The following is a 20,591-nucleotide window of genomic DNA, read 5'->3' on the forward strand; positions in this document are numbered from 1 at the left end:
CGACTTGTCCTCCCCTCATAAACTTCTCAGTTTTTAGTATAGCGGAGCAGAAGACAGATGTCAGTCTATTTAAATTATTCGCAAAAAAAGCTGCTTCACCTTAAAACTATCTTTAAAAAAGCTGAATCGATAAAATCGATTCAGCTCATCCTTATTCATTAGATGTAATAACACGCTCCCCTTTTGCATCGCAAATTACTCGTTGCGGGAACATTTCTTCTGGCGACGCATAATCGTGACCTGACTCTGTTTGCCAACAGGCAGAAACCGATAACACTTCGGTCCCTGTATTGATCAGACGATGTGCTGTATTTCCAGGAATATAATGAACCGATCCAGAAACGACTTCTTCTAAACGAGTCTCACTATTTTGAGTCATCATTAATAGTCCACGACCCTGCAAACCAAAATAATACTCACCGGTCTCTCTTTTTGCGTGAAAGTGTCCTTTTGTTAAATAATATTCTTTGCCTACAACTCCTGGATACAAGTGCGTAATTCCAAAATATAGTCCTCCAGGCGTTCCTTCGGTTAGATTATTATCCTGATACTCTACTCGATACATTACTGTTTCCGGATCTAGCGCCTGATAAGCTGCTGAATCTGAAAAGTAGCCCGCCAAATCTTTTGCTCGTGTTTTCTTCTCTTGGATACCACTGCCTTCTAACTTGAAGGTTTTGTTATTGTATATAACATCACTCTTTTTAATCATCCCAGCTTCTTCTCCTTATTTTTCATCACGGAATATAATTCAACCATTTACTTTTGTATAAATCTGGTCGAACAACAAAATCAAATTTGGCTGTTTCTTGCTCATATTGTTGATAAATCGGTCGTTCTGTATCAATTGAGAACTCTGAATACTCCCGTGGCTTCTTTTCTATCAACTTCTCTACTTGATAACTTGGATTCTGTTCCCAAATAATCGTGCCTTGAGCATCAAATTTTGGATAAAAGGCTAAACCGTTATGTTCTCTAACGTCTGCGTACTCAAAACCGAAATCTCGTACACACCATGCTCCGAAAATCATCCGTTCCGTCTTTGATGCATTAATCGTACAATGCGCCCATCCTGGCGGAACGATCACGACTTCCCCAGCCTTTGCATGAATGGCATAGCAGCGTCCAGGATTATCTGTTGCTCTTTCCTGCATATAGATGATTGCTTCGCCTGACCAGATTTCATAGACTTCAGGTGTCGACATCAGACAGGAATTAGAAATCGCATGAATATGACCTTGGCTTTTGACCGGCTCTTCACCGATCGAACCATCGGCATATGCGACAATTCCAAAAAGCAGCTCGCGTGCCATTAAATCTACACGATCTTTTTTTAACCCGACATCCATCGCAATCGAATAAACAATTTCAGGACCTTTTGCCTCATGATCCGCCATACTGTGGAGAATATCCTTTAAATAGCGCTGCTCAGCCCGAGGAGGACCAAAAACAGTAGTAGGATAAACAAACTCATGAGTGGTTTCATCAAAGGTTATTCCTAACCCAGTTTCAAACATTTTCTTCCTCCTTGGATTATGCCAAATTTCTAACAAAAGCTTGTATTACCGCGACTTCTTTAGCCGGATCTCCTTGGTTGACCAATTTATATTCTTTAACCGCTTCTGGTACAATAAAGGTCTCACCATAGTGGATCTCAAATGGAGCAAAGCTATTATCCAAGCTTTCCACCGTGATTTCTTCCCCTTCCACCAAATTCAACATGTTAACGCTTTGATGAACCTTTACCTTCGCTTCCTTCTTAAACCAATGTCGGTGTGTCTCAATAAATTCTAACTCATGCAAGCCTGTCTTTTCAACACGACCTTCGTTATCTTCATAAAGTGTTTCGAAAGGATTTATCAGATTATCTTGGACCCAAGCCGTGTCATAGTCCGTATTTACGTTCGCTTCGCCATGTACTAAGTGAACGGGTCTTGGAATTCCGTCCAAACCTAAGCGTTCCCAATCCCATAATTTAAAAGTAAAAATGTAGGGTGTTTGGCTGATCTCTAATACCACGGTATCCGGACCGCCGCAATGAATCGTACCTGCAGGAATCGAATAATGATCATGTTTTTTTACAGGAAAACAATTGATATATTTTTCATCAGGAAAACGATAGTCGCCTTTTTCTGCTCGGTGTAATTCGTCAAATAACTCTGCTTTTTCGGTCCCTTCTTTTACCCCTAAATAGATTGTTGATTTTTCAGAAGCCTGTAAAATATAATAACTTTCATTTTGTGTATAGGGCATGCCAAATTTCTCTTGAATATAATCCACCCGCGGATGCACTTGCAAACTTAAATTACCGCCACCTACAGTGTCCAAATAATCAAATCGAATCGGAAAATCATTTCCAAAGCGTGCATGGACTTTTTTACCAAGCAAAGAAATTGGACGCTGGTGCACAACATTGATAGCAGGAATCTCAATTTTTGTTCCTGAGAAGTTCAGACATAAGCTATTTTCTTCTGGTACACCATCAAAAGCCCAGCCATAGTTTTCCTTCTCAGAATCCAAGTTGAACTCTTCCTTCATCCATTGTCCACCCCAAACACTGGCATCAAAATAAGGAACCAGCCGGAATGGCTGTGCTACTATTTGATCCAATGCTGTACGATAACTTTCGCCATCCACCATTTTCACTTGGTTCGGAACATTCGTATCAATCAAATAATCCATTTGATCCGTTAATTTCTGTTTCAATCGATCAGCGACACGCCATTCAAAGAAAAAGCCGCGTTTTACTTTTTTAAGGTTGTCTTCATGCTCATTCGCTGCTTTCCAGTTCGGCATCCCAGCTCGATGACGTTTTTGAATTTCCCATCGAGTCAGATCGGCATAACATAAAATATCTGGATTTGGCAGCAAGATTGTAGCTCCTGTCCCGTATACAACAATATTCTTCTGCTCTTTTGCTAATTCCTGTTGGATTTGCTTTACTTCATATTCTGGATAAAATTCATCTAAAGTCGCATGAGACAAAATTCCAAAGACACGATCTTCAGTTAAATTCGCCGCAATTTTTTTCGTTACGGTTTCAGCATCATAAGCATAGTCATCGGCCTTTACTAATCGTACATCTGTCAGTTTACTGAATAGCTGCTGTTCCAGTTCAGATAAATCTACACCTGGATAACATTCCAATGTAATCTTTTTCTTTCCAGCGACAAATTGCTGATTTAATTCCTCAGCAATTTGATCATAGCTTGTCCATGTTTGTGAATCCTGTTTAATCTTGATTTCTGGTCGCAAATTATACGTCATTTCTACCCCTCTTTAAAAATCATAATGATATGACATTAGAATTCCTCGTCATCATCTCCATCTGAGAAATCCATTCGGTCAATACTTTCTTTACCGGCCTTAAGCCCATCTGTAATCAAATCCTGAAAATTTTTTCCATCGCGCATCAAAATCATATCCAATAGCATGGCTAGGTTCATACCCGACAACATTTCAACTTCAAGCTTTGTTTGCGAAAAGACATCATACGCATTCGCTCCAGGAGAACCTGCTGGGATATCGCAAATAATCAGCAGTTGCTTAATCTCTGTAGGCAAATGGTCAGCCAATTTTTCCAGTTCTTCTCGATAGCTAGCTATCCCTGCTTCTTCTAGTCCTAGTGAAAAGAAACTTTTCTGTTCGCCAGCCACGAACTCTACAGCTTTTTTCATGCCATGAGCCAATTTCGAGTGGCTTACCAATAAAACTCCAATCATAGTTGCTGCTCCTTATTCATTATTTTTAGAACATCGTTTGAATCAAATAAGCAATTCCCACGCCACCAAAGGCCGTCACAAAATAGAGGCCGATCAATTTTAAGGCGGAGACACCCTTTTTCGCCATCAGATACCATGAGACAAGTACCAAGACTAACGGCAATAGGTTCGGGAAAATACCATCTAAAATTTGTTGGATATCGATTTTAGCACTGCTGAATTTCAATACGATCGGCAGCTTCAAGCTTACATAACTTGCGGCGACTCCTCCGATGACAATCATTCCCAAAACAGAGAAAGCCTGTGTAATTTGCTGTGCTTTTTCTCCAACGAATGTATCGACTGATTCGGCCCCAAGTTCATAGCCTTTGAAGAATAAGAAACGAGAGCCTAACATAATAATCGTATTATAGGCAACAATATAGAAAATCGGACCTAAAATACTTCCATTTTCGGATAGGCCCATCCCAATCGAAAGCAAAATCGGAATCAGCATCCCAGGAATCATAGAATCCCCGATCCCAGCTAAAGGTCCCATCAATCCAACCTTCAATCCGTTAACAAACTCATCATCGATTTCTTCTTTCCCTAGCGCCCGCTGCTCCTCTAACCCGACTACCACACCGTTGATCAGCGATCCTATTTGCGGTTCCGTATTATAAAAGACCGAATGTCTTTTCAGCATCGCTTTTTGTGCTTCAGGATCATCCTTGTATAACCGTTTCGCAATCGGTTCCATTGATAAAGCGAACCCGAAAGCTTCTAAAAATTCAAAACTAGTCGCTACTAAGTTGTACATCATCCATCGAATATAGGATTTATTCAGCGTCTTTTTATCTAAAAGCTGATACGATCTTTTTTGTTCCATTAAAATTCCTCCTCCTCGTCGAAATCGTCATACGAACCATCCTCTGTCGCGATCTTCACTGCTGGTTTAACCTTTGCTTGGAAGTAAATATACGCGATCACACCGGCCACTACTGCCAAAGCGATCATATTTAATTTCAAGAAGATAACACAGATGAAACCAAAAACGAAGAATATCAGCATAATGTCTTCTTTAACAACTGCCGTCAGCAGCATCACGATCCCGATAGCCGGTAAAGCACCACCCAAAATGCCCATTACGTCAATCAAGTATTGCGGCATACTCGCTAGTAATTCTTTAGCAAAGCTTGAACCAAAATAAATCACTAAAAAGGAAGGGAAAAAGCGCAAAACAAAACTCAACAGCTGCGGACCAACGATCGTATTGAAGTGAAATGCTTTTTCGTTTCCTTCTTCAATTGCCTTTTGTGCGCGATGATTCCAAAACGAATTAGCCACTTGGAAAAAGTTAAATACAATCGTACCAATAACCCCGATCGTTGTTGCTAAAGTCACTGCGACTTCGGTCGACGAATTAGATAAAATGGCCAGAGCAATTGCCGGATATGCTACAAAGTTCAAATCAGCTGGCATCTGTCCACCAGGCGTCACCATTGCGATGTATACTGCCTGAATAGCAACACCAATAATAATTCCTTGTGTCACATCACCTAAAATAAGTCCAATCAAAAATCCCGATACTAACGGTCGGCTGATAGTGTACCATCCGCCAGTCAATCCCATTAGCCAGGGAGTGCCCAAAGCGCCCAAGTAACAAAGTAATGAGATCAATACAGCTTGGAAAAAGAGCATAATAAGTTCCTCCGTTCTTTATTTTTTGATATCTTTCCAAGTAAAGCCTTTTGAATCCGGTACTAATTTAAACTGAATATCCATTCCTAATGCATCCAACCGTTCAAAGGCTTCTCTTTCGCCTTCAGTGATCGCTACATTTGGTCCGATTTTTTCTGCTCCTTCTCGAGCACTCATTGGTCCGACATTTAAAATCGGATAGCATGCAATAAAATCGGCTCCGGCTTCATACAAACGCACAAGGGTCTCAGGTGTCTTAGCAATTAGAAAATAATTTTTCTTACTCCCAACAATCTCCTCCCACTTCAAAGCTGTACGATCCACCGTCATAACAAAGCCTTTCAGAGGTTTTGGAACAGCTCCTTTGAGCACCTTTGATAGAGTTGGATTATTTGCAGAAGGGTCATCAACTGCTACGACACCATCACATGCTCTTTCACTCATCCAGCGCGTCACTACCTGTCCATGAATAATCCGGTCATCAATTCGAATAAACGATATTGCCATTTTTTTACACTCCTATTCTCTTTATGTTATTTTGTTATAACAATAGCACAAATTGATTATATGTCATTTCAATTAAAAAGACAACGCTTTCTTTATAGTTTTTAAAAAAAGTGCAAGATAATCGAAATTATTTTGCACTTTTACCCATATCTAAATTTCAACATAGTAACGATATTGGTCGCCAATATAGTAGCAATCACTGATCTCTTTGTACTGTCCGTCAGATCTTGAGACCATCCGAACTCTTTTCAAAATCGGAGTATTCTCGGGAACATCCAATACTGCTTGAATCTCTGGTGTCGCAATCAGCGCCTCCACGTATTCTTTGCTCTCACTCATAACGATGTCAAATGTTTTCAGATAATCGTACAATGAGCCGTAGTAATCTTTACTGTCTAGTGAGAATTTTTCAGTATAAGGAATATGCGTAACAAAATAGGCAAATGCTTTACCGTCATCCACCCCTCGGGTTCTTCTAAGTTGAAGGACTTTTGAGCCTTTTTCGATTCCTAATTGCTGAGAAATTCGTTCAGAAGCCTCGATTAAGCTGACTTGGGCTTGCAATGTTCTAACCGTTTTCCCCAGCTCTTCCATTTCCCGAGTAAAACTTCGCACCATTGTGTAGTGTTCCTTTTCAGTTGAATGATCCATTGATAAAACGAAGGTTCCTTTTGCTCGTTCACGATACAAGTGTCCTTCACGAACCAATTCATCGATCGCCTTTCTGATCGTGATTCGGCTAACATTATAGATCTCACACAAATCTAGTTCTGGTGGAATTTTTTCGCCATCTCCCCACTCTCCTGAAACGATCTTAAAACGCAAATCATCTGCTATTTGACTATACAAAGGGCTTGCACCTTTCCCTTTTGCTAATTTTTCGTTCAAGCTATCACCCCTTAAAAGTTCTATTGTTATAACAATAATCTATTTTGACTAAAATATCAACCTTTTGAGAAGGCGGTTTCTTTTAGCTATTATCAATAGTTAAGTTTTAAAAAACGGTTTTAATCTTTAGTGTTTTCTTCTTCTTTTCTACTTATGGCGTAGTATAATGAAGAATAGAAAAACGATTACGTTTAATCAAATGAAGGAGTACGCTCATGAAGATCGCTATTTTTCTCTCAGCTGCACTACTTGTGCTGGTCAATTTTTATCTTTTTTACGTTTATTTCAAAGAAAAGCAGATCGTGGATAACTTAGAACGATTGGCTGTTATGTTCGGTGCTAATATGAGCGTACTCTTTGTCGATAGTCTGATCCTCTTTTTTGGTGCTCTAGCTGAAGAAGGCATGTTCTTAATGACGATTATAAGCGATCTCTGAAAAACTGCGACCTGGTTGAGGTCGCAGTTTTTCATTATGTGAACGATTCTATAATATAGAAATAATGACACCTCATATTTCTCGAATTTGAACAAAAAATAAAGTATGATGAAGAAAACTTTCTCAAGGAGTCGTCGATGACTATTTTAAAAAAACTTTCTCCGCTATTTCTGACCCTCGCCGTTTTTGGGGATTTTTCATTACCCTATTATTTGGGCCTCTCCTATCCTGGATACGATCAGATAACGATGATCATCAGTCAACTGGGTGAGTCCACTAGCCCTGTACAAGTCTATTTCAATAATGGCTCCATCGTTACCGGCAGCCTGTTTATCTTATCAACTCCAGGTGTCTATGACTTTTTTCAATCAAAATCAAAACGTTTGGCTCAGATATTAGCTGGCGCTATCGCACTATATGGGTTTGGCGACTGTATTTTAACTGGATTAGTAAAAATCAATGATTCAGCCAGTTTCTTTAGCCCTGCTTACTTTTTACACGCAGCATTCTCAGGAATATCCATGGTAGCGATGATGTTTGTTCCGTTGCTGCTAGCCTATCGGGCAAAGCTGAAACAGCAAAAAAATGTTTGGCTTTTCTATTCCGTCTGTCTACTCGGATCGATTGTAGCACTGCTATTATTTGCCGCTTACTACTTGCCAATAATCGGTCCTCTGCTGACATCCACTCGCGGATTTTGGCAGCGGCTTTCGCTATTTTTCTTATACTTGCCAGCACTTAGTATCGCTTTTAGACAGCTAGGAAGTAAATGAAGAAAAGAGAACTTTGTAATGGCGCAAACGAAAAAAGGACTGAGACATTCATTTGTCCAGCCCTTTTTTAGGTTCCATACTATTTGGTCTTGGCACTAAAACTGAGTAGGACCTCTTCAATATCAAAGTGAAAACTTTCTGTCTCTCAGTTATTGTTTGGACCTTATTCCTTGAAGCTAAACCCTTCTGCCCTACCTTTTTGCTTATCCTAATTTTTTAATCCCAATCTGCGCAGCTCCGATCGCTCCTGCATATTGAGACAGTTCGTCGCATTTAACTGGTGCTGAAACATATTGTTCTAGTACTTTTGCAAAGGTCGCACTTTTGGAAAGGCCACCAGTGAATAGTACTTTTTCACCTCGAGCGGGTCTAAGCTTTGAATATTGGCTGCTGATCCGCTGCGCGATAGAATGGAGAACTCCCAGCGCAATATCTTCTCGATCTTCACCTTTTGAGATCAAGCTGATCACTTCTGATTCAGCGAAAACGGTGCACATACTGTTGATCGTAACAGGTTCTGCATCCTGCACAAACTGATCCAAATCTGTAATGTCTTCTCCTAATGTTCGCATCATCACTTCCACAAAACGCCCGGTTCCAGCGGCACACCGATCATTCATGCTGAATTCCACAACATTGCCTTTGCCGTTCAACTGAATCGTTTTACAGTCCTGCCCACCGATATCAATAACTTGCTTCACTCCAGGGGATAGATAATCGGCGCCTTTGCCATGACAAGTGATCTCTGTAATGACTAAATCTGCAGGCAGCAGTTTTCTGCCATAGCCAGTCGTTACTAATTTCAAATCATTTAATACATACTTTCGTTTGAAATAGCCTACCACATCTGACATGGCTTTCTTGGGATTCCCAGCAGTTGGAATCAAATACTTGTCGATCAATTCCTCATTGGAGAAAAGCACACCTTTTGTTGTGGTAGAGCCAGAATCTAAACCTATTGTGTACATACAGCCTCTTCCTCTAACATTTCGATAAACGCGGTTACACGTGTGTTGATTTGTTCGATGTCTGAAGTCGAATAATCAGTCTCCAAATACATATAGGGAATCTGTTTTTCTTCATTCAAGAAACGTTTGATCTTCAATGATTCCACCGAAAACGGAATGCAGTTCTGCAACACCATGTCGATCACGCCATCTACTTGATAATCATCGATCATTTGACTCAATAATTCTTTACGGGGTTGGTTATTGGACATGCAGGCACAGCCGATATTGATATATTTGTCCGTCAACGCTTGATAAACATCTTCTTCTGTTTCATCAACTAAGCGTTCCACTGCTTTTGCGACCGTACAATTTTCATAAGCTACTACTAATCCGCCGTTTTCTTCGATCGCGCGAATCACTTTTTCTGTAACTCCCCCCATCGGTGAACCCGTCACTAAAATCCGTGGTTTTTTATCCAAACGTTCGCCAGCTTCATATTTTTCTTTGACTTTGGCAGTCGTTTCTTCTAGCATCTGGATAACTTCTTCTTTGTCGAATTTGTATTGCGAGCCGTACATCACTTGGAAAATCTCTTGACCGGTGATTGCCGGCGGGTTCAACTGGCCTAGTCGGTAAAAATCTTGTTTCGCTTTGCGTTCGCGATTTTTTAACACGATCGCTTCTCGAATTTTTTCATCAGTAATTTTGACATCTAAGAAATCCTCTAGTTTTTCCTTGAAACGAACCAATTCGCTATACCATAATTTTTTACTTTCTTCCGTATCGCGCATATGCGGTAGCTGCATCAAATAAGTATCTTTGAATTCTTCCATGTATTCATACATTTTCTTCTTGCCATCACAGGTCGTTTCCCCTACAACTAAATCAGAAAAATAGAAATACGGGCATTTATCCGTTTTTCCAAAACCATAACTTGATTTGATCAATGGACAAAGGTTCCGCGGCAGATCTTCTTCAGCATCTGGAATCGTCTCATCCGAAGTTGAGCACAAGCTGATTTGGATCGCACCGCCAGCAAGCACCAATTCCTCTGGCATGAAGGTGCAATACACACCAACGACCGGCTTGCCTTTTTCCTTGATTTCCTTAACAGTTAAAAACCCTTGTCTTCTCGCTTCGCCGAATTCATCAAAAATCTCTGGTAAACTTGTTCTTAATTCCACACTATCCATTCCTTTCTCATTTTGAGGATTTCTTTTTTTATCGCCTATTTTCCATGAAGCATAATAATCCACTTGTAAATTAGCATTTTTCCTCAAATAGAAAAAGAGCACACCAAAAAAAGGCAGCTCCTGGATAATTTTTATTTTAACTTATCCGAGGAGGAAAAATGATTGATCGACGCGCTTAGAACCTCTAAGTTTTGTGGCATTCATAGTCATCGCTTAAACATTATTTCCACCTCCAGATGTGTTTCTTTACATTTTCAATGGATGTTGTCTTACCCCATCCTAAAGTTTGTGCAAACACTTACAATTACTCCCTAAGTATAACGAAGGGATTTTTCCCCCGCAAGACTTCCAAAAGAGAATCGTTCTCACTTCTATACACGCTTCAGCAATTTTTGACAACAAAAAAACTGCTGCAACTGATTTGCGGCAGTTTTTCTTCAAGTTCTAAAAAAAGAGACTAAGATTTTTTGCGATTAAAGAGGAAATACATACCTACTAACAAGACGCATGAAGCGATAGAAACAATATGTCCGTTGCTCAATCCACGGATAAGATGATGAATAAAGTTATCTTCCACCAACATCGATCCAGCGGTATAAGCAATCAACAGCGCGCCGATCCAAATCAGCCAAGGGAAACGATCCATCAGCTTCAGAATGACCTGACTCCCGAAAATCACGATCGGAATACTGATGATCAGCCCTAAGACTGCCAACATGAAATGACCATCTGCAACACCTGCAATCGCCAATACATTATCCAAGCTCATCACAAGATCAGCAATAATAATCGTACGAACCGCAGATAGAAGTGTGGTTTCACTTTTAACAGCTGCCTCTTCTCCATTGGATCGCAATAAATCATAGGCAATGTAAAACAGCAGGACTGCTCCAACGATTTTCACATATGGAACGGTTAATAATTCGACTGCGATCAGCATCAAAAGAATTCGTAATACGACTGCGCCTGCTGTCCCAATCACGATCGCTTTATTTTGTGAAGCTGTAGGCAATTTTCGCGTTGCCAATGCAATCACCACTGCATTATCACCGCTTAATACCAAATTTAATACAATAATCGAAAGAACCTTCGATATAATTTCAATACTCATGTCACTACTCCCCCCTAAAAAATCATCTCATCTAAAATACCACTTTTTGCTGAAAATAGCATGAAAATAACCGTATGATTTTGTTAGGGATGTTCCTCAACGCAACAATGGCAGACTACCAGTTAATTTATTAACTTGTTTTTTATTACCAAAAAGCGTTACTCCAAAATAATCGATCGCAGACTCTGGGACTTCTCTCATCTTTTCGATATATTCGTTATAGGTTTTACAGCCTTGTGCAACATCGAAAAAATCGACGACCGTCAGCTTTTCAAAATTTGGTTCATATAGGCGTTCCCGCATATTTCGCAGAAACTCTCGATTGCCTTTTAAAATAGGGATCGGAAACTCGATGATTCCTTGATGTTGATAACCACTCTGATCAATGACATCTTGGCCTACAACTTCAGGGAAAAGCTTTCCGATTGTTACCCCCATCACAGCTGTACTATTTGCAATAATTCCTAACGGCATGGATTCATCCACTACCATCACACATTTTAACTCATCGGCTGACATTTTATACCTCTTTTCTTTTTTCAAAAATTGTTCGATATTGATTTGGGGTCAAGCCAATGAACCGGCTGAAATAATTTGTAAAATGACTCTGATCATAAAAACCTGTTCGATCAGCCGTCTCGGTCAAGCTATAGCCTTGCTCCAGTAATTCCTTTGCTTTAACGATTCGAAATGTTTCAAGATAGCGATAAGGCGTAATTCCTTTTTCTCGCGTAAATAGGCGAACCAAAGAATGCTTATTTAAATGAACAATCTTGCAAAGCTGCTCCAGAGTAATTTTCTGATCATAATGTGTCTCTAAGTAGCTGCAAACCTCAGCGATCGTTCCCTGCTCATCTGTTAGTATCGACTGTGCTGTCTGAGTATATTGCTGCAGCAGTTCCTCAATAAGTAAGATAAACAGCGTTTCCTTTTCTTCCACATCGCCATCATTCATGAGCAGTTGGTGCAGCTGACGAAAATCCTCCGCAACTTTTGTTTGGGCCTGCATCGGTGCAAGAAATTTAGGCAAATCAGCTCCTGTGAAAGGCTGAAATATTTCTTTTTTTAGATTGATACAAAGATACGTCAAACGCTCGCCTTCGATTCCTTCACAGCTATGATTGTCATAAGGGTTGAACGTTAACAAGTCTCCAGGAACAAGCTTGTACTCTTGACTATTGACCACCAAATTTCTTTTTCCCTCTTCAATCAAGCCAATTACATAATAATCATGGAAGTGATTTGGAAAATTCTGTGACACTCCCGTAAAGGAATACGCCTCGATCCCTAAGTCCTTGTCATAACAAATAATTTTCTGATTCAACGTCTCGCCCCCTTTCTTTTCTTATTGTACCAAGGCTCTTTCTCCACCGCTTGGAAGATATTGACTATTTAAAAATTCACTTAAATGTATGGTATCATCAAAACAAAGAATCAGATGGAGGCGGATGCAGTTGAAACACAAAGACCATTATAATGATCAATACATTTTAGAACTGTCAGAAAAATTATCTAATGTACAGCCTGACTTTAACAGTGAAAATTTTTCTACTGAGTTAATCGGCAACTTAGAAGAGAAGGAATTGTTCGCACGCTTTGATTTTATCGTTGATGCGTTAGAAAAAAATTTAAGCGGAGACTATGATGAAACCATCCAAACCTTTTATCAAATGCTTGGTCCAGAACTAGAGCAAGCAACCGGAATGTTTAGTTTTGGCTGGTGGTTATGGCCAATTGGCCGCTATGTCGAACGTCATGGCAATGAAAACTGGGAAGTTTCACTAGCCTTCTTAAAGGAATTGACCAAACGCTTTACTGGCGAGTATGCAATTCGCCCTTTATTAAGGGAACACCCGCAGGAGGTTATGGATGAATTGATCCAGTGGAGCAAAGATGAAAATGTTCATGTACGCCGGCTAGCCTGCGAAGGCGTACGAATTCGTTTGCCATGGTCAGAAAAAATCGATGTCGCCTTAGAGGAGTTTGATCGGTATGCAGAAATTTTGACGAATCTAAAGGATGATCCGGAAAAATTCGTTCAAAAAAGCGTTGGTAATAATCTGAACGATCTTTATAAAGAGGCGCCAGAAAAAGCGGATTTTCTTATCGAAGAGTGGCGAAAAACACCCTCAAGCAAAGCGCAGGAGTGGATCATCAAACACGGGCGTAGAAACCAACATTAGCACAAAAAAGCTTCCTTCATTTTATTCAATGAAGGAAGCTTTTAAACTTTAGTTTACTTTTTTCATGCGTTTAAGAGCAAAAGCGAATAAAACCATAAATCCGCCAATTAGTGTAACGAACAGACTGCTCGACTCTTCACCGGTTTTCGGTAATTGCTTGCCTTGAGTTGCTGTACGTGTTGGGGTGATACTCTTATTCGTCGTGCCATTGCCAGCATTCCCTACATTCTTTGTATCTCCACTTGAGGCAGGATCACCATTTGCTCGAGTTTTTACGCTTAACGTAATCGCCTTAGTACTGGTTTCCCCTTCTGGAGTAGACGCGTAAAACTCAATGTTGTGTTCACCAGTCTCCACTAATGTATTGTCTGCCACTTTTACTTTGATATCGCCATTGGTTACTTTAAATCCATCAATCGTATCGTCAGGATTTTCTGTTTTTGCCCAAGCCATAATCATGTCTTCATTCAATTTATCACCGACATACATTACTTTATTGTCGACTAAAATTTTTGGTGCACGTTTTTCAGCTTTTTCGACTACTTTTACGTCCATCGTTTTGGTGATTGTTGCACCTGTTGAAGCCAATGCTGTATAAGTAACCTTATAATCACCAACTTTTGCAGTATCAACATTTGACTCTGCCCAAACACCGACTCCGCCAGCCGCACTTGCTTTTGCAAGCTTTTCTTCTTTTCCTGAAGGATTCAACACATACGCTTGCGCAAAGCTATATGGATCAAATGCCTGTCCTACTTCAAGACTCAGGGAAGGCTGAATATCCATTCTGATCGTATCTTTCGTATCAACGATCGTAATGTTCACGATTTTTTTCGTGATAGTGAAGTATTCTGAAATAACTGCAATTTCAACCGCCAATGTCCCTGGTTGATCCGTTGAATGATTGCCTGCTACTATAATATTCGCTGTCGCTGTCGGCACAATCGTTCCATCTGGCTTTCTGATTACAATACGTTCACGGATCGCTTGAATATGATCACTGCCCTTTGGTAAGCTAAAATCACCGATCTCGATCGTATACATGCCAATATCATCCTCAATAACACGGATGATCACTCTTTGTGTAGCCGTGTTTCCTTGAGAATTTTCTACTGTATACGTCAATAAGTAGTCCCCAACTTTGTTCGTGTCAACCGTACCTGAACATTTAACCTTTGCGGTGATGTCTCCATCCTTTTTATCTGTGGCACTAACACCTTTCATCGGATCAAAGCTGCTGCCTTTACGAATACTTTGAGTTGGCAGGATATTGATTGCCGGATGTGTATCGGTTGATTCATTTGCTGGAAACTCTTCTACATCTAAAGGTTTTACTTCCACTTTGCTAGCACTTTCCCCAGTTGAAGAAGTCGTCTTTTCAGCCTCATTTTTTGCTGGTACTTCTGTCTTTGGTGCTTCAGCTGGTTTCACTGTACTGCTTTCAGTTGTCGCCTGAGTTCCCTTGCTTTCAGTTGTCTGACTGCTCCCTGTTGTAGTGCTTGGTACTTTAGGTGTGGAGCTTGGAACTGTTGGTTTATCTTTTACTGGTGCGGAAACACTTGGTTGTGTTTTTGTTGTTTCCTCAGCCTTCTTGACAGTTTCACTCATTACTGCTGGCTGTCCTTCTGTTGCCAGTGCTGTTGGCGCAGCAAGTAATGCAGGTACCAACAAGCCTGCAAGCGCTGCACATGTTAATTGTTTTCTTTTCATCTTTTCTCCTTTTCATACATTTGATACAGTACTCTTCCATTATTAAGCTGCTTCTAAACCAAAATTGGTACTAGTAGCCATTTTAGTCTGGAACACCATCCACGCCTCTGTTCATAGCAAATAACCAGATGCATAAAAATAACAACAAAGTACATACAAAAAGCAACTTCTCATTAGAAGATAACACAAAAGAATCGCTTAATCAACGCAATTATAACCGATAAATAATGATGTTTATTTTATTAATCCATTATTTTAAAAAACAATATATAAATTTTATCCGACAGTTTATTAACTATTCTTTTGCTAAAATAAACAAATCCGAAAAATAGATTTAAATATTAAATCGAATCCTTTTAAAGTTAAGCTTACTAATAACGATTATTACCAACTAATTTTTTTGATCGATTTACAAAAGGGGCAGTGATGAAATCAAAAATAAACAGGAGAGCCCCTCGCTTCTCCTGCAAAATTATTTATAGTATCAATAGCCATTGGGATAGTCTTTTTGAAAACGCCAAGAATCAGAAATAATCTCTTTGATATCGCTGTGTTTTGCTGACCAGCCCAAGACCTCTTTTATTTTGTCATTCGATGCAACTAAACTAGCAGCATCGCCCTTTGCACCAGGTCGGATCTCTAATGGAATCTTTCGTCCAGTAACCTCTCTACAAGCATTAACGACCTCAAGGTTGGAATACCCTTTTGCAGATCCTACATTTAGAATCTGACTAGCCCCGCCCCTTTGTAAATATTCCAAAGCTAAGATATGGGCCTCGACAAGATCCAATACATGGATATAATCTCGTACACAGGTTCCATCAATGGTCGGATAATCATCACCAAAAATCACCATCGTATCCTTTTCACCAGATGCCACCTGCAAAATGACAGGAATCAACCGTGGCCGAACCTCTCCTAAGGTTCCATCCTTCTTTGCTCCGGCAACATTAAAATAGCGCAAAGCGACGAAATTCATTTCTGATGCCTGGCTTTGCCAAGTCATGATCGTTTCCATCATTCGTTTACTTTCACCATAAGGATTGATCGGAGCCGCCTCAGTTGTCTCATCGACAAGAGATTGTTTCGTATTGCCATAAATTGTTGCCGATGACGAAAAGACAATCGACTTCACTTCAAACTCCTGCATAGTCTCCAAAACTACCTCTGTCCCGTAAACATTATTACTAAAATATTTGAGCGGCTGCTCGACGGACTCTCGACCTAATGAAAGTGCTGCAAAATGCATTACCGCGTCTATTTTTTCTTCTTTAAATACCTTACGAAGGAGCTCTTTGTCACGGATATCTCCTTCATAAAAATGAGCTGCTTTATGGATCGCACGTTTGTGTCCTGTAGAAAGATTATCAATAACTGCTACCTCATAACCTCGCATAATTAAACCATCGACAGCATTCGAGCCAATATATCCCGCACCGCCTAGTATTAAAACAGTCATAATATCCTCCTTTGATTTTCCCTATAGTTTATCAGTGTTCGTTTGGTCAGTCTAAAGCTATGCACTATCATTTACTACTGCCAATACGAAAAAGAAGACATCGCTAATCGGATGTCTTCTTTCTTTTCAAAACTAATAGTATAAGCAATAAACAGAGCCCTGAAAAAAACAGATAATAGGTTTGGCTTTCACCTGTTTTAGGATACCCTGAGGCTACCTGTACATTGACGATTTGCTCCTTAGATGGTGATGGACTGCTTGAAGAACTAGTGGTCGTTTCCTGATAAGAGCCCAACATTCCTTCAATTTGAATCTCGCTTTTCATAGATTCGCCTCCTTAATTTAAGGCGTTACTGGATTTCCATCTTTTCCTAATGCTTCAAATGCCAAAGTCAAAGTATGTGATGTTTGCTCAGCATTTCCCTTATAATACTCATCCTTTGTCGTACCTGAATATTTGTACAGCGTATCTTTAGTATACCCACCAGAAGGATCTGTATCGACGTTCAATTTTCCTTGGTTATTGGCTAAAACTAAAAATTCTCCTGCCGCAAATGATTTCAAATCCACTGTTTTATCCATTGCAGAATAGTCTTTTCCGCTGATTTCTAATGCCTCAACATTATCTAAATTTCCAGAATCTACAGTAAAATCAGCAACAGAGATTTTCACCCCGCGTCCAGAATTATTGGTGATCGCATAATATGGAGAGGTGATAGTTTTATGCTCTGTATCCTTTGTAGTATAAAAAATATTTGCTGTATCTACAGTTACATTGATCCAGTCCTCTGATCCTTCATCAATATTCGGTCCATTTTCATCTGTGTTGTCTTGTCCTAATGATCCATTAACGGTGATGGAAGCTGAATTCGTTCCATTGACATTCTCTTCAGCCGCATAAATGCTTGCTGCCCCTCCAAATAAAACACTTCCTACCAATAATCCGCTTAAAATTTTCTTCATATTCTCTCTTCTCCCTTTTCGTATGTTTTTGTATTACTGCAATTAATTTTTGACATGAATCGTAATTTTAGCCGCAACCTCACCTTTCTTTTCTTTCGTTTTATCATCATATAAAGAAAACTTAGCCGTCGCCGGATAGTCTCCCTTCGATAATTTCTCCTCTAATTTTGCTTCTTTGACTTCATAGCCTGGTTGAATCGCTCCAGAAGTATAAATTAAATCTCCAGTATCGTTTCGTGTGATCTCGACATTGACTGGATAGGCATTATGCGCTGGATTTTGAATGATCAGTTCGCCTGCTTTATCACCGGCTTCAAACGTAGCTTCCGGTGCAATCACCATATTGAATTTGCTGTGGTCGACCTTTTGCTGAGCCATTTTTTTCAATTCAGCATCACTGATTTCCTTAGCGTCTTTATTATCTGGTAAGAAATCACCGCTGATCATAGAGACGGGCTTTGGCGCTTCTCGAGTAAGAAAATAGGCGCCTATTCCACCTAAAGCCAATAATAGTAATAAAACTATTAGCCATTTTCTTTTGTTTTTTTGTTTTTCTTCCATCAATTTTTATTCCTTTCTTGCAGCAGTCAATGTCAACCGATATTGAACCTGTTGGGCTTTTTTTACTTCTCCATAGTACTTGCCCGAAAAGCCCATGGTCGTTGAAGCATTCCCTGCTAATTCAGCAAATGACAACGGAGACTCATGGAGCTGCTCAGTCAATGCCCCTAAACTTCTGTTTCCTTCTGTCAGGTTCAAAAATAAATCTTTTTGATTTGTTTCATCCTCTTCCTGTAATAAACGAATGCCGGCCGGATTTGACAGCTCTTGAATATCCGTAGCTTGGATCGCCACCGCAAAGGAGCTGTGGTTATCGATTGAATACGTATTTGCAGGAATGACTGCCTGCTGTCCAGCTTTCTTTTCAGTGTAAAAGGCTGCTTCAATTGGAAAGCTGACATTGATCATTTCTTGCTGTGTTTTAAACGGCACCTCCAACCAATCACTTGATTGACTATCCGGATCACAAACGATTCGAACATAAAGCCAATAATCCGTTCTTTCCTTAAGATTCGAAAACGTCCCTTTATCAGTTAGATTGGAAAACGACTGCTGCTCGATCAGTCCTGTCTCGTCATTCGCAGGATCAGCAACTTTTTTTGAATACAGTTTAAACTCCATACCGCTAACCATTTCATCATTGTTGTTCAACTGATACTCTTTTAGCTGAAAGCTTGCTTCATTGACCTGTATATCCTGACTCACATCCAGCAGTTCTACTGGTGGATTTAACCGTGTCAAACTTATTCTGTTAGTATTTTTCAATGCTGTTTTTTCAGCAGCTGTAAAATCCGGCGTATTCGTCTGAACAGATCGAGAGATATCAGTAGAAGCAATATGCCAAGTTCCAGCATCTAGCTGTGAGGTCAACGAAGTATCCTCTGTCATTACACCGTATCCCCGCGTCCTCTCACTAAATGGCGCATAGATAAATTTATTCGTTCCTCCTACAAAGCCTATGGGATTATAGGTAGTTCCAGGCTTTCCTTGAAAAGTAATTTGTTGTGCATTATCAATTTCAAAGGTTGAATTTGCACCGACTGACCGATTAAAAACGGACTCACTATCACTGATTGAGAAATGTCCGATTGAATCAGGAAGAAATTTAAACATACTGCCATTTGCTATTTTGATGCTGTTTGGATAACTGATCGAAAACTCTGCACCCTCACCAACTGTTAAAAACGCCGGCTTATTAAAGTAATAGAAATCCCCTTTTGCTGAATTCGTTCCTTTTACTGAAAGCTTTGAGTTATTATCCAATGTGATCACACCATTATTTGCTCCATCAGAGTAAATGAAATTGTGGTTCGAGGTAATATCGACCTCGGCTTCTTCTCCTACTGTGATGCTAGCAGGATTTGCAGGCATCCATACACTGCCTAAAGCATCGCTTGTATTTTGGACGATCGTCGTATGACTGCCTGCTGTAAACTCAAGATTATTGGTTTCAGCAAACTCTTGACCATTAGCTGTAGAGCCGTCTGGATTTTGCTGCATAAATTGATTCGTTCCATAAAAGTAAATCTTGCTATTGAGATTTCTTAGGTAAAAAGGCTGTGCACTTTGATTCGAATAATAATTAACGTTTTCAATATGTAATTGAACAGCAGCACTACTTTGCATAATTCCATAAAGTCCCAAAGCAGGTACCGTATAATCTGTTGAACCAAACGTCATATTCTGCAATCTAATCGTTAACCCGCCAACGGTTGTATACAGTCCTTTATTTGAATTTAGATTCCCGCCGTTATAGGAAATCTGGCGATTGTTTCCATCAATAGTCACATCTCCTGTAATTGGAATAGCGGTATTCCCAAAATCAAAAATTTCTGTAGAATCAGCAAGCTTTATGTATGGCTCTTTATTTTTTAGTGCTGTCTGCAACTCACTAACAGTAGAAACAATCAGCCATGCTTCCTCGTACTTTTGATTCTCAATAACAATCTCATTATTCTCAGTTACACTTGCTTGCGTTGAAGAGCTTTCTTGAGTATTTTCTGGTTCCACAACTTCAATGTCTGCTGGCTCAGCTTGTACAGGAGATTCCAAAGAACAAACACTAAAAACCATAAAGAAAAAGATCAAAATAATATGTAATTTGTATTTATTCATTACTATCAACCCCAAACTCATTAAAAATCCGGCAACAATAACAATATAAAATAAGAATAACGATATAACAAATCCAAAAAAAATAAAAATGTAAAATAACTAACGTTGCTGAAACCCGATACATAATTCATTAATTTCCGCCAATACATATTATTAAATAATGATTATAATTAGATTTGCCCAATATTTTTTAAGTTTTTTTTAAGTAAGAAGCTTGGTTTGTGCCTTTTTTGTGAAAATCTGACCTTTTTCAATTTTTTTCATCCTGCTTTTTTTATCATTCAGCTTCACCAAAAATTATTTTGAAGTAATTTGATTAAATGTTAGCGGATTAAATAT

At 39.5% G+C, this 20,591-nt stretch carries 22 protein-coding genes; 3 read left to right on the forward strand and 19 right to left on the reverse strand.

Going from position 1 to position 20,591, the window contains the following annotated elements; all coding sequences use genetic code 11:
* Positions 1-151 precede the first annotated feature (151 nt).
* From JZO85_RS02400 to JZO85_RS02435, 8 genes are all read right to left on the reverse strand, one after another.
* Positions 152-712: a glucose-6-phosphate isomerase family protein gene (locus JZO85_RS02400; protein ID WP_207106904.1), complete on the reverse strand. Its 561-nt coding sequence runs from the start codon at positions 710-712 to the stop codon at positions 152-154.
* 25 nt (positions 713-737) lie between these two features.
* A complete protein-coding gene (locus JZO85_RS02405; protein ID WP_207106905.1) occupies positions 738-1,517 on the reverse strand; it encodes a glucose-6-phosphate isomerase family protein in 780 nt (259 codons plus the stop codon).
* Between the two features lie 16 nt (positions 1,518-1,533).
* Entirely contained in the window at positions 1,534-3,267 is a 1,734-nt protein-coding gene (locus tag JZO85_RS02410) for a class I mannose-6-phosphate isomerase (RefSeq protein WP_207106906.1), read from the reverse strand.
* A 35-nt stretch (positions 3,268-3,302) separates the two neighbouring features.
* Positions 3,303-3,722 carry a PTS sugar transporter subunit IIA gene (locus tag JZO85_RS02415; RefSeq protein ID WP_207106907.1) on the reverse strand — a complete coding sequence of 140 codons (420 nt, stop codon included), beginning with the start codon at positions 3,720-3,722 and terminating at the stop codon, positions 3,303-3,305.
* Between the two features lie 25 nt (positions 3,723-3,747).
* Positions 3,748-4,590, reverse strand: a complete 843-nt coding sequence (locus JZO85_RS02420; RefSeq protein ID WP_207106908.1) for a PTS system mannose/fructose/sorbose family transporter subunit IID — start codon at positions 4,588-4,590, stop codon at positions 3,748-3,750.
* Positions 4,590-5,402: a PTS mannose/fructose/sorbose/N-acetylgalactosamine transporter subunit IIC gene (locus JZO85_RS02425; RefSeq protein ID WP_207106909.1), complete on the reverse strand. Its 813-nt coding sequence runs from the start codon at positions 5,400-5,402 to the stop codon at positions 4,590-4,592. Before JZO85_RS02425 ends, JZO85_RS02420 begins: the two co-directional genes overlap by 1 nt.
* Before the next feature lie 18 nt (positions 5,403-5,420).
* Positions 5,421-5,909 carry a PTS sugar transporter subunit IIB gene (locus JZO85_RS02430; protein WP_207106910.1) on the reverse strand — a complete coding sequence of 163 codons (489 nt, stop codon included), beginning with the start codon at positions 5,907-5,909 and terminating at the stop codon, positions 5,421-5,423.
* Positions 5,910-6,059: 150 nt separating this feature from the next.
* On the reverse strand, positions 6,060-6,797 hold the full coding sequence (locus JZO85_RS02435; protein ID WP_207106911.1) for a GntR family transcriptional regulator: 738 nt from the start codon (positions 6,795-6,797) through the stop codon (positions 6,060-6,062).
* Between the two features lie 215 nt (positions 6,798-7,012).
* On the opposite strand from JZO85_RS02435, the gene JZO85_RS02440 reads away from it, so the two are divergent.
* Positions 7,013-7,234: a hypothetical protein gene (locus tag JZO85_RS02440; RefSeq protein ID WP_207106912.1), complete on the forward strand. Its 222-nt coding sequence runs from the start codon at positions 7,013-7,015 to the stop codon at positions 7,232-7,234.
* Positions 7,235-7,371: 137 nt separating this feature from the next.
* The gene (locus JZO85_RS02445; RefSeq protein ID WP_207106913.1) at positions 7,372-8,007 is read left to right on the forward strand and encodes a DUF998 domain-containing protein; all 636 of its coding nucleotides are present in this window, start codon (positions 7,372-7,374) and stop codon (positions 8,005-8,007) included.
* A 203-nt stretch (positions 8,008-8,210) separates the two neighbouring features.
* On the opposite strand, the gene JZO85_RS02450 is transcribed toward JZO85_RS02445, so the two are convergent.
* The 5 genes from JZO85_RS02450 to JZO85_RS02470 all read right to left on the reverse strand — a co-directional run bounded on the left by JZO85_RS02450 (position 8,211) and on the right by JZO85_RS02470 (position 12,585).
* Entirely contained in the window at positions 8,211-8,975 is a 765-nt protein-coding gene (locus tag JZO85_RS02450) for an acyl-CoA dehydratase activase (protein WP_207106914.1), read from the reverse strand.
* Positions 8,963-10,141: a double-cubane-cluster-containing anaerobic reductase gene (locus tag JZO85_RS02455; protein WP_207106915.1), complete on the reverse strand. Its 1,179-nt coding sequence runs from the start codon at positions 10,139-10,141 to the stop codon at positions 8,963-8,965. Before JZO85_RS02455 ends, JZO85_RS02450 begins: the two co-directional genes overlap by 13 nt.
* A 466-nt stretch (positions 10,142-10,607) precedes the next feature.
* On the reverse strand, positions 10,608-11,261 hold the full coding sequence (locus JZO85_RS02460; protein WP_207106916.1) for a TerC family protein: 654 nt from the start codon (positions 11,259-11,261) through the stop codon (positions 10,608-10,610).
* Positions 11,262-11,357: 96 nt separating this feature from the next.
* Positions 11,358-11,780, reverse strand: a complete 423-nt coding sequence (locus JZO85_RS02465; RefSeq protein ID WP_207106917.1) for a DUF2000 domain-containing protein — start codon at positions 11,778-11,780, stop codon at positions 11,358-11,360.
* A gap of 1 nt (position 11,781) precedes the next feature.
* Positions 11,782-12,585 (reverse strand): helix-turn-helix domain-containing protein, encoded by an 804-nt coding sequence (locus JZO85_RS02470; RefSeq protein WP_207106918.1) that lies wholly within the window; start codon positions 12,583-12,585, stop codon positions 11,782-11,784.
* Positions 12,586-12,715: 130 nt separating this feature from the next.
* Between JZO85_RS02470 and JZO85_RS02475 the strand changes: the two genes are divergently transcribed.
* The gene (locus JZO85_RS02475) at positions 12,716-13,444 is read left to right on the forward strand and encodes a DNA alkylation repair protein (RefSeq protein WP_207106919.1); all 729 of its coding nucleotides are present in this window, start codon (positions 12,716-12,718) and stop codon (positions 13,442-13,444) included.
* 48 nt (positions 13,445-13,492) lie between these two features.
* Here JZO85_RS02475 and JZO85_RS02480 read toward each other — a convergent pair whose 3' ends face one another.
* The 6 genes from JZO85_RS02480 to JZO85_RS02505 form a co-directional block, all read right to left on the reverse strand.
* Positions 13,493-15,154, reverse strand: coding sequence for an immunoglobulin-like domain-containing protein (locus tag JZO85_RS02480; protein WP_207106920.1), 1,662 nt, complete (start codon positions 15,152-15,154; stop codon positions 13,493-13,495).
* A gap of 484 nt (positions 15,155-15,638) precedes the next feature.
* Positions 15,639-16,613, reverse strand: a complete 975-nt coding sequence (gene galE, locus JZO85_RS02485; RefSeq protein WP_207106921.1) for a UDP-glucose 4-epimerase GalE — start codon at positions 16,611-16,613, stop codon at positions 15,639-15,641.
* Between the two features lie 103 nt (positions 16,614-16,716).
* Positions 16,717-16,938 carry an LPXTG cell wall anchor domain-containing protein gene (locus JZO85_RS02490; RefSeq protein ID WP_207106922.1) on the reverse strand — a complete coding sequence of 74 codons (222 nt, stop codon included), beginning with the start codon at positions 16,936-16,938 and terminating at the stop codon, positions 16,717-16,719.
* 17 nt (positions 16,939-16,955) lie between these two features.
* On the reverse strand, positions 16,956-17,576 hold the full coding sequence (locus JZO85_RS02495) for a hypothetical protein (RefSeq protein ID WP_207106923.1): 621 nt from the start codon (positions 17,574-17,576) through the stop codon (positions 16,956-16,958).
* Between the two features lie 42 nt (positions 17,577-17,618).
* Positions 17,619-18,137 (reverse strand): hypothetical protein, encoded by a 519-nt coding sequence (locus JZO85_RS02500; protein ID WP_207106924.1) that lies wholly within the window; start codon positions 18,135-18,137, stop codon positions 17,619-17,621.
* Between the two features lie 6 nt (positions 18,138-18,143).
* Positions 18,144-20,252 carry a pectate lyase-like adhesive domain-containing protein gene (locus JZO85_RS02505; RefSeq protein WP_207106925.1) on the reverse strand — a complete coding sequence of 703 codons (2,109 nt, stop codon included), beginning with the start codon at positions 20,250-20,252 and terminating at the stop codon, positions 18,144-18,146.
* Positions 20,253-20,591 lie beyond the last annotated feature (339 nt).

This window comes from Candidatus Enterococcus murrayae (assembly GCF_017315985.1).
Lineage (GTDB): Bacteria > Bacillota > Bacilli > Lactobacillales > Enterococcaceae > Enterococcus_A > Enterococcus_A murrayae.

Excerpts from the sequence above, each read along its gene's own strand:
- JZO85_RS02400 (WP_207106904.1), bottom strand. The coding sequence starts at position 712 with ATGATTAAAAAGAGTGATGTTATATACAATAACAAAACCTTCAAGTTA.
- JZO85_RS02405 (WP_207106905.1), bottom strand. The coding sequence starts at position 1,517 with ATGTTTGAAACTGGGTTAGGAATAACCTTTGATGAAACCACTCATGAG.
- JZO85_RS02410 (WP_207106906.1), bottom strand. The coding sequence starts at position 3,267 with ATGACGTATAATTTGCGACCAGAAATCAAGATTAAACAGGATTCACAA.
- JZO85_RS02415 (WP_207106907.1), bottom strand. The coding sequence starts at position 3,722 with ATGATTGGAGTTTTATTGGTAAGCCACTCGAAATTGGCTCATGGCATG.
- JZO85_RS02420 (WP_207106908.1), bottom strand. The coding sequence starts at position 4,590 with ATGGAACAAAAAAGATCGTATCAGCTTTTAGATAAAAAGACGCTGAAT.
- JZO85_RS02425 (WP_207106909.1), bottom strand. The coding sequence starts at position 5,402 with ATGCTCTTTTTCCAAGCTGTATTGATCTCATTACTTTGTTACTTGGGC.
- JZO85_RS02430 (WP_207106910.1), bottom strand. The coding sequence starts at position 5,909 with ATGGCAATATCGTTTATTCGAATTGATGACCGGATTATTCATGGACAG.
- JZO85_RS02440 (WP_207106912.1), top strand. The coding sequence starts at position 7,013 with ATGAAGATCGCTATTTTTCTCTCAGCTGCACTACTTGTGCTGGTCAAT.
- JZO85_RS02445 (WP_207106913.1), top strand. The coding sequence starts at position 7,372 with ATGACTATTTTAAAAAAACTTTCTCCGCTATTTCTGACCCTCGCCGTT.
- JZO85_RS02450 (WP_207106914.1), bottom strand. The coding sequence starts at position 8,975 with ATGTACACAATAGGTTTAGATTCTGGCTCTACCACAACAAAAGGTGTG.
- JZO85_RS02460 (WP_207106916.1), bottom strand. The coding sequence starts at position 11,261 with ATGAGTATTGAAATTATATCGAAGGTTCTTTCGATTATTGTATTAAAT.
- JZO85_RS02465 (WP_207106917.1), bottom strand. The coding sequence starts at position 11,780 with ATGTCAGCCGATGAGTTAAAATGTGTGATGGTAGTGGATGAATCCATG.
- JZO85_RS02480 (WP_207106920.1), bottom strand. The coding sequence starts at position 15,154 with ATGAAAAGAAAACAATTAACATGTGCAGCGCTTGCAGGCTTGTTGGTA.
- galE (WP_207106921.1), bottom strand. The coding sequence starts at position 16,613 with ATGACTGTTTTAATACTAGGCGGTGCGGGATATATTGGCTCGAATGCT.
- JZO85_RS02490 (WP_207106922.1), bottom strand. The coding sequence starts at position 16,938 with ATGAAAAGCGAGATTCAAATTGAAGGAATGTTGGGCTCTTATCAGGAA.
- JZO85_RS02495 (WP_207106923.1), bottom strand. The coding sequence starts at position 17,576 with ATGAAGAAAATTTTAAGCGGATTATTGGTAGGAAGTGTTTTATTTGGA.
- JZO85_RS02500 (WP_207106924.1), bottom strand. The coding sequence starts at position 18,137 with ATGGAAGAAAAACAAAAAAACAAAAGAAAATGGCTAATAGTTTTATTA.
- JZO85_RS02505 (WP_207106925.1), bottom strand. The coding sequence starts at position 20,252 with ATGAATAAATACAAATTACATATTATTTTGATCTTTTTCTTTATGGTT.